This window comes from Thermodesulfomicrobium thermophilum DSM 16697 (genome assembly GCF_059568695.1).
This window is the reverse complement of sequence record NZ_JCANTW010000013.1, coordinates 182,945-193,844: the sequence shown is the minus strand read 5'-3', so window position 1 is coordinate 193,844 and position 10,900 is coordinate 182,945. Positions and strand designations below refer to the sequence as shown.

13 protein-coding genes and 2 tRNA genes are annotated in these 10,900 nt (G+C 59.2%); 7 read left to right on the top strand and 8 right to left on the bottom strand.

The window, feature by feature from the left end; genetic code table 11:
* Positions 1-21: 21 nt before the first annotated feature.
* On the bottom strand, positions 22-1,191 hold the full coding sequence (locus BR00_RS06690; RefSeq protein ID WP_496476814.1) for a DegT/DnrJ/EryC1/StrS family aminotransferase: 1,170 nt from the start codon (positions 1,189-1,191) through the stop codon (positions 22-24).
* Between the two features lie 101 nt (positions 1,192-1,292).
* Between BR00_RS06690 and BR00_RS06685 the strand changes: the two genes are divergently transcribed.
* The 4 genes from BR00_RS06685 to BR00_RS06670 all read left to right on the top strand — a co-directional run bounded on the left by BR00_RS06685 (position 1,293) and on the right by BR00_RS06670 (position 4,092).
* Positions 1,293-1,553 (top strand): glutaredoxin family protein, encoded by a 261-nt coding sequence (locus BR00_RS06685; protein WP_496476813.1) that lies wholly within the window; start codon positions 1,293-1,295, stop codon positions 1,551-1,553.
* Complete coding sequence (locus tag BR00_RS06680; RefSeq protein ID WP_496476812.1) at positions 1,550-1,903, top strand: ferredoxin-thioredoxin reductase catalytic domain-containing protein; 354 nt, start codon at positions 1,550-1,552, stop codon at positions 1,901-1,903. Before BR00_RS06685 ends, BR00_RS06680 begins: the two co-directional genes overlap by 4 nt.
* A gap of 54 nt (positions 1,904-1,957) precedes the next feature.
* Positions 1,958-3,358 carry a glutamate--tRNA ligase gene (gltX, locus tag BR00_RS06675; RefSeq protein WP_496476811.1) on the top strand — a complete coding sequence of 467 codons (1,401 nt, stop codon included), beginning with the start codon at positions 1,958-1,960 and terminating at the stop codon, positions 3,356-3,358.
* 137 nt (positions 3,359-3,495) lie between these two features.
* Positions 3,496-4,092 carry a superoxide dismutase gene (locus BR00_RS06670; protein ID WP_496476810.1) on the top strand — a complete coding sequence of 199 codons (597 nt, stop codon included), beginning with the start codon at positions 3,496-3,498 and terminating at the stop codon, positions 4,090-4,092.
* 81 nt (positions 4,093-4,173) lie between these two features.
* Here BR00_RS06670 and BR00_RS06665 read toward each other — a convergent pair whose 3' ends face one another.
* Together BR00_RS06665 and BR00_RS06660 are read right to left on the bottom strand one after the other, a co-directional pair.
* Positions 4,174-4,623 carry a DsrE/DsrF/DrsH-like family protein gene (locus BR00_RS06665; protein WP_496476809.1) on the bottom strand — a complete coding sequence of 150 codons (450 nt, stop codon included), beginning with the start codon at positions 4,621-4,623 and terminating at the stop codon, positions 4,174-4,176.
* 18 nt (positions 4,624-4,641) lie between these two features.
* On the bottom strand, positions 4,642-5,178 hold the full coding sequence (locus tag BR00_RS06660) for a bacterioferritin (protein ID WP_496476808.1): 537 nt from the start codon (positions 5,176-5,178) through the stop codon (positions 4,642-4,644).
* A gap of 126 nt (positions 5,179-5,304) precedes the next feature.
* Between BR00_RS06660 and BR00_RS06655 the strand changes: the two genes are divergently transcribed.
* The 3 genes from BR00_RS06655 to BR00_RS06645 all read left to right on the top strand — a co-directional run bounded on the left by BR00_RS06655 (position 5,305) and on the right by BR00_RS06645 (position 5,999).
* Positions 5,305-5,784, top strand: a complete 480-nt coding sequence (locus BR00_RS06655) for a DciA family protein (RefSeq protein WP_496476807.1) — start codon at positions 5,305-5,307, stop codon at positions 5,782-5,784.
* A 60-nt stretch (positions 5,785-5,844) separates the two neighbouring features.
* Positions 5,845-5,918 (top strand) — tRNA-Gln (locus BR00_RS06650).
* Between the two features lie 3 nt (positions 5,919-5,921).
* A tRNA-Glu gene (locus BR00_RS06645) sits at positions 5,922-5,999 on the top strand.
* A 117-nt stretch (positions 6,000-6,116) separates the two neighbouring features.
* Here BR00_RS06645 and BR00_RS06640 read toward each other — a convergent pair.
* The 5 genes from BR00_RS06640 to BR00_RS06620 form a co-directional block, all read right to left on the bottom strand.
* Positions 6,117-7,250 (bottom strand): ABC transporter substrate-binding protein, encoded by a 1,134-nt coding sequence (locus BR00_RS06640; RefSeq protein ID WP_496476806.1) that lies wholly within the window; start codon positions 7,248-7,250, stop codon positions 6,117-6,119.
* Positions 7,251-7,470: 220 nt separating this feature from the next.
* A complete protein-coding gene (locus BR00_RS06635; RefSeq protein ID WP_496476805.1) occupies positions 7,471-8,175 on the bottom strand; it encodes an ABC transporter ATP-binding protein in 705 nt (234 codons plus the stop codon).
* Positions 8,168-8,947, bottom strand: coding sequence for an ABC transporter ATP-binding protein (locus BR00_RS06630; protein WP_496476804.1), 780 nt, complete (start codon positions 8,945-8,947; stop codon positions 8,168-8,170). The genes BR00_RS06635 and BR00_RS06630 overlap by 8 nt, the downstream gene beginning before the upstream one ends.
* Complete coding sequence (locus BR00_RS06625) at positions 8,944-9,984, bottom strand: branched-chain amino acid ABC transporter permease (protein WP_496476803.1); 1,041 nt, start codon at positions 9,982-9,984, stop codon at positions 8,944-8,946. The genes BR00_RS06630 and BR00_RS06625 overlap by 4 nt, the downstream gene beginning before the upstream one ends.
* A complete protein-coding gene (locus tag BR00_RS06620) occupies positions 9,981-10,874 on the bottom strand; it encodes a branched-chain amino acid ABC transporter permease (protein WP_496476802.1) in 894 nt (297 codons plus the stop codon). The genes BR00_RS06625 and BR00_RS06620 overlap by 4 nt, the downstream gene beginning before the upstream one ends.
* Between the last annotated feature and the right edge of the window lie 26 nt (positions 10,875-10,900).

Sequence of the window (10,900 nt, the reverse complement as noted above, 5' to 3'; positions counted from 1 at the left end):
GCGACCTCCATGCGGCGGCCGTCAAACGCCGCCATGCGCTGCCTCCGCCAGGATCCCGCGCACCGCCGCGATGACGTCGTCCACGTCTGCATCCGTAAGCTTTGCCGAAAGCGGGAGGCTCACCGTACGCCGTCCCATGTCACGGGCGTTGGGGACCATGTCTGGACTCCAACCAAAGCGCTGCTGATAGTAGGGATGCTCGGGGATACAGAGGTAATGCACGCCCACCCCGATATTCTGCCGCCGCATGGCGCCCAAAAACTCGTCCCGAGCAATGCCGCAGCGTGCCTCATCCACGCCGATGGTAAAGAGATGCAGGCCATGCCGCTGATCCGGCTCCAACGGCGCCGGGAGATCGATGGGTAAGTCCGCAAAGGCCTCCATGTAGCGCTGCCAGATCTCCCCGCGTCGCTGCCAATAACGCTCCACCTTGGAGAGCTGAATGCGACCCATGGCGGCCTGAATGTCCATCATATTGTATTTGAAACCCGCCTCGGTGACGTAGTAATGCTTGTAGCCGTCGTCACCAAAACGTTTCCAGGCATCGGCGCTCATGCCGTGCAGGGCGAGCACCTTGATGCGGGCCGCGGCCTTTGGGTCCGCGGTAATGACCATGCCCCCCTCGCCGGTCACCACGTTTTTGGTGACGTAAAAACTGAAGCAGCCAAACTGCCCCATGGTGCCGGCCTTACGGCCATGGTACTCGGTCTCGATGGCGTGGGCGCAGTCCTCAATAACGGTGAGATCGTGCCGCTGGGCAAGCTGCAGGAGGGGTTCCATGGGGCAGGCGCGGCCTGCAAAGTGCACCGGGAGGAGCGCACGGGTGCGCGGGGTGATGGCCGCAGCCACCGCCTCCGGGTCCATGTTGCCGGTGGCAGGATCCACGTCCACGACCACTGGGGTGGCGCCGGCATGGATGATGGCGTTCACCGTGGCGCAAAAGGTCATGGCCGTGGTGATGACCTCGTCCCCAGGGGCGAGATCCGCGGCAAGGAGCGCCAGGTGCAACGCCGCGGTGCAGGAATTGACCGCCACCGCATGGGGGGCCTCCTTGTAGGCCGCAAACTCAGCCTCAAAGGCCGCCACCTGCGGACCGGTGCCAATCCAGCCGGACTTGAGGCATGCAAGGACCGCCTCCATCTCATCGGCTTCAATGCGCGGCGATCCAAAAACCAAAAAATCCTGGCGCATAGTGTTCTCCTTACCGGGCATGGACGCCCACACACAAATAGACTACCCAAACACCGGCTCGGGGGCTATACCAGCCCCATCCCAGACGCAAGGAGGAAACCATGTCGCAACCAGCCCCCATAACCCTCTACGCCCTCAGCACCTGCATCCATTGCAAGCACACCAAAGAATTCCTGGATCGCTGCGGCGTCACCTATGACTGCATCTTTGTCGACAAATTGACCGGTGATGAACGTAAAGCCATGGTAGAGCACATCAAAACGATCAACCCCAAGCTCTCTTTCCCGACAATCTTGATCAACGGAGAAGCCATCATTGGCTTCAAAGAGAAAGAAATCGAGGAGGCATTGCGTAACTTATGACCACCAAAGAACTGTACGAAAAGCTCAAATCGATCCAAGAGCCCAAAGGATATTTCTTCAATAAAGATATGCAAATGACCATGGACCTCTTGGAGAGCCTTTTGGTCAATAAAGAACGCTATGGGTACATGGCTTGCCCATGCCGGCTTGCTTCGGGAAAGCTCGATCTTGATCGGGATATTTTGTGTCCATGCGTGTACCGTGAACCTGATGTAGCGGAATACGGGGCATGTTATTGCGGACTCTATGTTTCCCAAGACTGGAACGAAGGACGTATTCCCCATGTCACGGTGCCCGAACGCCGCGACCCGGAAAAACTCCTGGCAGCACTTGCGAATGGCGAAGATTGACACACTCCTCGGCCCTGCCTAACCAGGGCCGATTTTTTTCGCCCCGGAGGAACCATGTCCATCGTCACCCGTTTTCCCCCCAGCCCCACGGGCTACCTGCACATCGGCGGCGCCCGCACCGCCCTGTTCAACTTCCTGCTTGCCCGCAAGCACGGCGGACGCTTCATCCTGCGCATTGAGGACACGGATCAGGCCCGTTCCACCCCGGAGATGACCCAGGCCATCCTCGACGGCATGCGCTGGCTCGGCCTTGCCTGGGACGAAGGTCCCTACCTGCAAAGCGAGCGCACCGCCATTTACAACGACCACGTGGAGAAGCTCTTGGCATCCGGCCATGCCTACTACTGCGACTGTTCCCCGGAGGAGGTGGACGCCATGCGCGAACGCGCCCGGGCGGCGGGGCTCAAGCCCAAGTATGACGGTCGTTGCCGGGAGCGCAATTTGGGCCCGGGCCCAGGCCGGGTGGTGCGCTTCAAGACCCCGCAAACCGGCAAGATCGTGTTCGACGACATGGTCAAGGGCACCATTGCCTGGGACGTCCAGGAGCTCGACGACTTCATCATCCGCCGCGCCGACGGCTCCCCCATCTACCAGTTGGCCGTCGTGGTGGACGATGCGCTCATGGGGGTCACCCACGTGCTGCGCGGCGATGACCATCAGAGCAACACCCCCAAGCAGATCCTCCTCTACGAAGCCCTCGGCTATCCTTTGCCTCGCTTCGGCCACGTGCCCATGATCTTAGGGCCGGACAAGAAAAAACTCAGTAAACGCCACGGGGCCATGTCCGTCATGGCCTACAAGGAGATGGGATTTCTCCCCGAGGCCATGGTCAATTATCTGGCACGCCTCGGTTGGGCGCACGGAGACGACGAAATCTTCTCTCTGGAAGAACTCCTGGAAAAGTTTTCCGTGGAAGGACTCGGCCGTTCCCCTTCGGTCTTCGACATGCACAAGCTCACCTGGGTCAACAGCCACTACATCAAGACCAGCTCGCCGGAACGCCTGGCGCCGCTGGTGGCGGAGCTCCTCACCCCTATGCTGGGATGCGCCCCGGACGAGGACTTGGTGCGCCAGGTGGTGCCGCTCTACCAATCCCGGGCCAAGACCTTGCGGGAGATGGCAGAGGCCGCGACCTTCTTTTTCGTGCCCACCGTAGACCTCACCTATGACGCCAAGGCCGTGGAAACCCACCTCGGCGCCGAAGCGCGCCAGCATTTGACGGCGCTGCGGGAGGTCTTGGCCGGGATCACGGACTTCTCCGTTCCCGCCCTGGAAGCAGCCGTAGGGGCCTACCTCAATGCCGTGAGCAAACCCTTCAAGGCCATTGCCCAGCCCCTACGCGTGGCGCTTACCGGCGGCACCGTCAGCCCCGGGCTCTTCGAAACCATGGCGGTGTTGGGCAAAGACCGCGTGCTGGAGCGCCTGCAGCACGCCGCAACCCTCATTCCTTCCTAAGCACGCTCCTCAAAACACGTACGCGCCCCGGAGCACTCTGCAACGGGGCGTTTTTTGTCTTCCACTCTCTTGACAGATCCCGACGATTGTCCACAATAGAATCGTTTTCCATAACTCATCTTCCTTAGGAGGCTCCCATGCTCTTCGTCTTGCCTGACCTGCCTTACGGCAAAGAAGCCTTGATTCCCACCATCAGCGCCAAGACGCTGGACTTCCATCACGGCAAACACCACCAAGCATACGTGGACAACACCAACAAGCTCATCGCGGGCACCGAGCTCGAGAACAAGACCTTGGAAGAGATCATTCGAGCCACGGCAGGGGACGCCAGCCGTGCGGGCATCTTCAACAATGCAGCGCAGGTATGGAATCACTCCTTCTACTGGCAGTGCATGAGACCCGGCGGCGGGGGCAAGCCCACCGGCCCCATTGCCGAACGCATCGAACGCGACCTGGGGGGCTATGAGGCCTTCGCCGCGGCCTTCAAGGAGGCCGGACTCACCCAATTCGGCAGCGGTTGGGCATGGCTGGTGGAAAAAGACGGCAAGCTGGCCATCATGAAGACCGCCAATGCCGACACCCCCATTGCCCACGGCATCAAGCCGCTGCTCACCGTGGACGTGTGGGAGCACGCCTACTACCTCGACTACCAAAACCGTCGCGGCGACTATCTGGCGGATTTCATCGCCAAACTCATCGACTGGGACTTCGTCAACCAACAACTCGCCCAGTAACCCATCCAGCATCCCAAAAATACGGGCCGCTCCGAAAAATCGAAGCGGCCCGCGTTCGTTGCCTCCACCAAAGATCTTCCCTCACGTATAGAGAAGAATTTTGCACTCCTTAGCATAGCGGAGGAACTCTTCCGCGGTCATAATCGTCACACCGTCAATAAAATCCTCTTCAGAAAGCCCCATCATATCCACCGTCATACGGCAAGCGACAAAACGTACCCCTTCCATCTGCGCCATCTCTTGAAGATCCTCAACCGACGGAATATTGGCCGCGTCCATTTTTTGCTTCATCATCCACGTCGCAACACTTGCCATCCCTGGGATCGCCCCCATAAACCCTGGGGGATGGAATTTGATCTTGTCGATCCAGCCTTTCCGGATGACATTGATCCCCATGAAGGTATAAAAGACCGACGCCTCCATGCCCAAACGACAGGCATTGATGCCCAGGATGAGCCCTGGGTACACCCCTTCGAGCGTATCTTTCGAGGTGATAAATGCCGCCGACTCCCGAGATACGTTTGCCGCCATAAGGCCCTTCTTTTTCCGTTACGCGCCTGCAGAACCTCCCAAAACAAACCCCTTGGTCGCCGGCCCCGTGGACGCCGAAGTCCCGGCAATCTTGGAAAGATAGGTATCGCCGAGAGTGGCGATGTGGTTGCCGACGTTGTCGAAGTAGTTCATGTGCGCCTGCTCCTCCTCGATAATGGTCTCAAAGAGTTTGAGGCTCACACTGTCGCCGCATTCCCGGCACACCAGGACAAACTGGTTGTACTGATCGATGGTGTCGTCCTCCAAGGTGGCGTCAAAGGGAAAGATCTCCCGCACGCCTTGTCCTTTCTTGAGACTTCCCAGCGGATCGGTGGTGGGCTCTCCCCCCAACTCCTTGATGCGCTCGGCGAACATCTCCGCATGCCGCATCTCGTCGATGGCGATGAGCTTCACCTTGGCGGCCAGTTCCCCATAATCCATGGCGTCTAGACCATAATGCTGGTTCATGTACTGGGTAATGGCGTAGAGTTCCATACCCCGGGCCTGATTGAGGGCATCGATGACTTTAGCACGGCGTTCTTCTTTGGAAAGCATAAAGGACTCCTTATCGTGAAGTGGTTGTTGTGTGTTTTTGCCTGAAGACAGTCTCCCCTATGCCCCAGGCCCCATCGCAAAACAAGCCCCCTTGTCAGGACAAAGGCAAACCCGTAGGCACAAATCATGTGGAGCAAACGCCGCACCCGCGCCCTCCAATCCGCCTCGCAAATCATCGCCACGGCCCTGAGCGAAGAGGCGGCGCTCGAGCTTGCCATTGCCGGGCTCTGGAAACGTTGGGAAGAAATCGCCGGACCGGAGCTGGGAAAACTCTTGGTCCCCCTGGGGCATCAAGGCCGAGAGCTCCGCGTCGGCGCACAGCACCCAGCCATTCTGCAAGAAGCATCCTTTCTCGGTCCCGCCCTTCTCGACCGGGCCAACGCCCTCTTGGAGCAGCCCTATTTTCAAGAGGTACGCTTCGAACTCCCAGGCTCCCGCACAGCCCTCAATCAAAACTTTCTCTCCCCGCCGCCCCCGAAGACTCCAACTCCTTGCCCTACGCCCATCGGCGGGCTGCAGCTCCCTGAAGATTCTCCTGTGGGGCGGGCCTACCGCACCTACGTGGCTCGGCTGCGCGCCATGGCATCCCGTAAAAAAGAATCGTGACTCAGGCTGTTTTTTTGCTTGACAGACATCCACCTTCTCCCTAAATGGCTTTCTCCGTTGTGGGCGATCGTTCAACGGCAGGACAGCGGACTCTGACTCCGTCAATCTAGGTTCGAATCCTAGTCGCCCAGCCAAACGTCCCCATCGTCTAGCTCGGTCCAGGACACCGGCCTTTCACGCCGATAACAGGGGTTCAAATCCCCTTGGGGACGCCACAACAATCCATCCCACGAGACAACCTCTCGTGGGATTTTTTCATAGTGTGGCGAGCGCCACGGCTCGCGCCATAAAAAAACCGGGGTATCCCCCGGTTCGGCAGCCCGCGAGATCCATCACAACTCTGGCTGGATACTGCCCAGATAGACCCTCTTACCCTCCTGAATCACCGCGATGCCTACGGGCTTTTCCGCATCGTGGGTTTCGTTGATGGTAGTGATCCCGGTTACGCCCAAAAATCCCCGGGTTTCGGCCAACGCGGCGCTGATCTTACCAGGCTCCACGGAGCCAGCGCGCTGGATGGCATCGAGAAGCAGCATATACGCATCGAACCCCAACGCAGCATTGACGTTGGGCTCCTGATCCGGATGCTTCTTCCTCCAGTCTTCCGTAAATTTCCGCGCCACGGGATTCATATCCGCCATGGACGGATCGTAAGGAAACGTGGTGTGCATGAAGCCTTCTGCAGCCGGGCCAGCGATGGAAATAACCTCAGGATTGTCCATGGCGTCCCCTCCCATGATCTTGAAGGTTGCCCCCAAGGCCTTGGCCTGTTTCAGGATGACGGCCCCTTCGGTAAAATACGCCGGGATAAAGAGTACATCTGGATTCTTGGAGATGGCGTACATCAAATGGGCCGTGAAATCCTGGTCACTGGACTGATACGTGAGATCCGCAACGATCTCTCCGCCTTGATTGACAAAGGAACGTTTGAAGAAGTTCCCCAACCCCATAGAATAATCGTTGGCCACGTTCACCAGCACCGCGGCCTTCTTCATGCCCAATTTTTTGATGGCATACGTCGCCGCGCCAGCGCCCTGGAACGGATCGATAAAACACACGCGGAAGACATGTTTCTTGCCCTGAGTCACCAACGGATTGGTACAACTGGTGCCCACTTGGGGGACCCCGGCCCTCTCCGCCACCTCACCGCCGGCCATGGCGAGCGAAGAGCCGTAGGTGCCGATGATGGCCTGCACATGCTCCGTATCAATAAGGTGCTTCACCGCGTTCGCCGCCGCGACCTCTTCCGACTTGTTGTCCACCACGAAGAGCTCCACCTTCCTGCCGAGCACTGCACCGGCTTCTTCATGGGCCAGGCGCACTCCTTCCAACTCCAGCTGTCCACCAAAGGCGTTTTGCCCGGAAAGCGGCAAATGTACGCCGATGCGCACCGTGTCGGCAGCAGCGCTCGAAGCACCCACGCCCAAGACGACCAGGGCCATCACTATGAGAAAACCGCGTGCCATGCGCCCCCTCCTTCGAAAGATCCCAAAGTTTCCCATCGGGCCGCAGCCCTCCGCTCCATACACAAAGCCGTTCAATACTCAATTATCGATAAGCATCAGGCCAAAGCAGCTCTAAACCAATAAAAATAATACAAAAACAAACGCACCAGCGCCAAGCGCTCCTCACGATAGCACAAAGCCCGGGAACGTCCCGGGCTTTGGAGTACTCGGCCGCAGCCAGCTATCCTCCCAAATATGCCTGAATGACGCGCTGGTCAGCCAAAAGTTCTTCGCCCGTGCCATGGAGCGTAATGCGGCCGGTCTCCAGCACGTAGGCGTAATGGGCGATTTTCAGGGCGGCAAAGGCGTTCTGTTCCACCAAAAGCACGGTACGGCCCTCGGCGTTAATACGCTCGATGATGGAGAACACGTCTTTGACTAAAAGCGGGGCAAGCCCCAAGCTCGGCTCGTCGAGCATGAGCACCTGCGGCCGGCTCATAAGAGCGCGAGCGACCGCCAGCATTTGCTGCTCGCCTCCGGAAAGGGTGCCCCCTTTTTGCTCGCTGCGCTCCCGAAGCCGCGGGAAGAGATCGAAGACCCATTCCATGTCCCGCGCAATACCAGCACTGTCGCGGCGGCTATAGGCCCCCAAGAGCAGATTTTCGCGCACCGAAAGGTGGGGAAAGATGCGCCGCCCCTCCGGGGAAAGGGCAATGCCTCGACGCACGATGGCGGCCGGATCCAAGGTGGTCAGCTCCTCGCCCTCATAGGTGATGGAGCCGGTCTTGGACTTGATCAACCCGGCAATGGCCCGCAACGTGCTGCTTTTCCCCGCGCCGTTGGCCCCGATGAGGGTGACGATCTTGCCGGCAGGGGCCTCAAGGGAAATCCCCTGGAGGGCATGAATGCCTCCATAGGAGACGTGCAAATCGGTGACTTTAAGCATAGGCAAGCGCCTCCTCGCCGAGGTAGGCCTCGATAACCTTGGGGTTGGACTGGATGGCCGCGGGCGGGCCCTGCGCGATGGTCACGCCATAATCGAGCACATAGATGTGCTCGCACACGCCCATCACCACCTTCATATCGTGCTCGATGAGCAGGATGGTGAGGGAGAACGCATCACGAATATGGCGAATAAACTCCATGAGCTCCTGCGATTCCTGCGGATTCATGCCAGCTGCCGGCTCGTCGAGCAGCAAAAACCGCGGCGCTGTGGCCAGGGCCCGGGCAATCTCCAAACGGCGCTGGGCGCCGTACGGCAAACTGGAGGCCTTTTCTCCCGCCACGCTGGTCAGGCCCACGGCATCCAAGAGCTCCATGGCCCGCGTGCGCTGACGCGCTTCCTCCCGCAGGGCCGGCGGCCAAAACAGCGCCGACTGCCACCAAAAACTTTTCTGGCGCACGTACATGCCCACCAGCACGTTTTCCAAGGCCGTGCCATTGCCAAACAGCCGGATATTCTGGAACGTCCGAGCAATGCCCGCCTCACACACGGCATGGGGAGGAAGCCCGGTGATGTCTCGGCCATCCAGCAACACTTGCCCCTGGGTTGGGCGGTAAAACCCGGTGATCATGTTGAAACACGTGGTCTTGCCTGCCCCATTGGGCCCGATGAGTCCTACGATGGCACCCGGTGCGATGGCCGCGGAAAATTCGCTCACCGCCACCAGGCCCCCAAAACGCATGGTCAAGCTGCGCGCTTCCACCAAGGCGTTCATGCCTTCCTCCTTTGCCGAAGCCACGCGGCGATCCCTTCCCAGGAAATCTCCCGCGTCCCCATCAGCCCCTCCCGACGGAACAAAATGACCGCAATGAGGAGGAGCGAAAACACCACCATGCGCATGCCCGGAATCCCCGGCAGGGTCACGGATCCCAAGGTGATGGGGTCTTCCACGAAGCGCAACCACTCCAAGATGATGGTCACTGCAGCCCCGGCAATGACCGACCCCGTCACCGAACCCAAACCACCCATGACCACGATCATGAGCACGTTGAAGGTGAGCACGAAGAGAAACATCTTGGGATCGATAGTCGTAAGCAGGCTGGCCAAAAGGCCTCCACCCACCCCAGCGAAAAAAGCGCCCAGGGAAAACGACAGGAGCTTGAGGCGAAAGACGTTCACCCCCATGGCTCGGGCCGCCACTTCGTCATCGCGGATGGCCTTGAAGCACCGCCCCGTGTTGCTGCGCAAAATTCGCACAATGAGCACCAGTGCGAGCAAGCACCACCCATAGTTCCACCACAGGTTGGCATAGGCTGGAATACCTTTGAAGCCCAGGGCGCCGTTGGTGATCCGCGGCACATTGTTGGCCACCACGCGCACGATTTCGGCAAACCCCAGCGTGGCAATGCCGAGATAATCGTCGCCGAGGCGCAGGAGCGGGAACCCTACCACCGCCGCCATGGCGGCTGCGGCCAAACCTCCGGCAAAGACCGCCACCACGAAGGGGGCGTGGGCGCTCTCGATCCACGGGTACGCAGGCTCCAACAAGAAGAGCATGGCCTTTTGGTCCGGAGACAGGATCAATATGGCGCACACATAGGCGCCAATGGCCATGAACCCCGCGTGCCCCAAGCTGAACATCCCCGTAAAGCCGTAAATCAGGTTGAGGGACAGGGCGAGCAAGATATTGATGGCCACCAGATTCAATATCTGGATGGAATATCCATCCAAAAAGCGTTGGGCGCAGGCCAAAAGCGCCGCCAACACTCCCACCAGCATGAAGTTGAGTGCAAAAACGTGGTACCGCTTCATACTTTCTCCTCGGGACGTGCGCCCAAAAGGCCCGTGGGCTTCACGAGCAAAACGACGATCAGGAGCACAAAGGCGAAGGCGTCCCGGTAGCCGGCCAAATCCGGAAAAAAGGCCACGATGAGGATCTCCAGGAACCCGAGCACAAGTCCACCAATGACCGCCCCAGGGATGGACCCAATGCCGCCGAACACCGCCGCGATAAAGGCCTTGAACCCAGGGATGACTCCCATGATGGGCTGCAGCTGCGGATACCGCAAGGCCCACATGATGCCGCTGGCCGCCGCCAAGGCGGAACCCAGGCCAAAGGTGAGGGCAATGATGGAGTTCACCGGCACGCCCATCAGGGCGCTGGTTTCGATGTCCTTACTGATGGCGCGCATGCCCAAGCCCGGCTTGGTGTGGTACACGATGTACATGAGACCAAGCATGAGGAGCAGGGAAAGCACCGGCACGAAGAGCGTAAGGGGCAACACGCGCACCCCTCCCATGATCATGGGGTTTTCCAGCCACTCAGGACGATACACTTCGCGCGGGATGGCCTTGAAAAGCACAATGGCCACATTCTGCAGAAAAAAGGAGACGCCGATGGCGCTGATCAATGCCGAGATGCGCGGGGCATCACGCAAAGGCCGATACGCCACCCTGTCCACCAGAACACCCACCAAGGCCACTGCAGCCACCGCAGCCACCAGCGCAAGGGGCCATGGCAGATGAAACAGAGTCACTCCCCAAAAAACACAATACGCGCCCAACATAAAAATTTCGCTGTGCGCAAAATTGATGAGGCGCAGGATGCCATAGACCATGGTGTAGCCGATGGCGATGAGGGCGTAGAGACTCCCCAGGGTCAGGCCGTTGAGCAGATGTTGGAGAAAAATTTCAATCGTCATGCCATTACCTCAAAAAACCGGGGAGG

Coding starts and splice junctions, on each gene's coding strand:
- BR00_RS06660 (WP_496476808.1), bottom strand. CDS start 5,178: ATGCTTTCCAAAGAAGAACGCCGTGCTAAAGTCATCGATGCCCTCAAT.
- gltX (WP_496476811.1), top strand. CDS start 1,958: ATGTCCATCGTCACCCGTTTTCCCCCCAGCCCCACGGGCTACCTGCAC.
- BR00_RS06690 (WP_496476814.1), bottom strand. CDS start 1,191: ATGCGCCAGGATTTTTTGGTTTTTGGATCGCCGCGCATTGAAGCCGAT.
- BR00_RS06670 (WP_496476810.1), top strand. CDS start 3,496: ATGCTCTTCGTCTTGCCTGACCTGCCTTACGGCAAAGAAGCCTTGATT.
- BR00_RS06630 (WP_496476804.1), bottom strand. CDS start 8,947: ATGAACGCCTTGGTGGAAGCGCGCAGCTTGACCATGCGTTTTGGGGGC.
- BR00_RS06625 (WP_496476803.1), bottom strand. CDS start 9,984: ATGAAGCGGTACCACGTTTTTGCACTCAACTTCATGCTGGTGGGAGTG.
- BR00_RS06685 (WP_496476813.1), top strand. CDS start 1,293: ATGTCGCAACCAGCCCCCATAACCCTCTACGCCCTCAGCACCTGCATC.
- BR00_RS06665 (WP_496476809.1), bottom strand. CDS start 4,623: ATGGCGGCAAACGTATCTCGGGAGTCGGCGGCATTTATCACCTCGAAA.
- BR00_RS06635 (WP_496476805.1), bottom strand. CDS start 8,175: ATGCTTAAAGTCACCGATTTGCACGTCTCCTATGGAGGCATTCATGCC.
- BR00_RS06680 (WP_496476812.1), top strand. CDS start 1,550: ATGACCACCAAAGAACTGTACGAAAAGCTCAAATCGATCCAAGAGCCC.
- BR00_RS06620 (WP_496476802.1), bottom strand. CDS start 10,874: ATGACGATTGAAATTTTTCTCCAACATCTGCTCAACGGCCTGACCCTG.
- BR00_RS06655 (WP_496476807.1), top strand. CDS start 5,305: ATGTGGAGCAAACGCCGCACCCGCGCCCTCCAATCCGCCTCGCAAATC.
- BR00_RS06640 (WP_496476806.1), bottom strand. CDS start 7,250: ATGGCACGCGGTTTTCTCATAGTGATGGCCCTGGTCGTCTTGGGCGTG.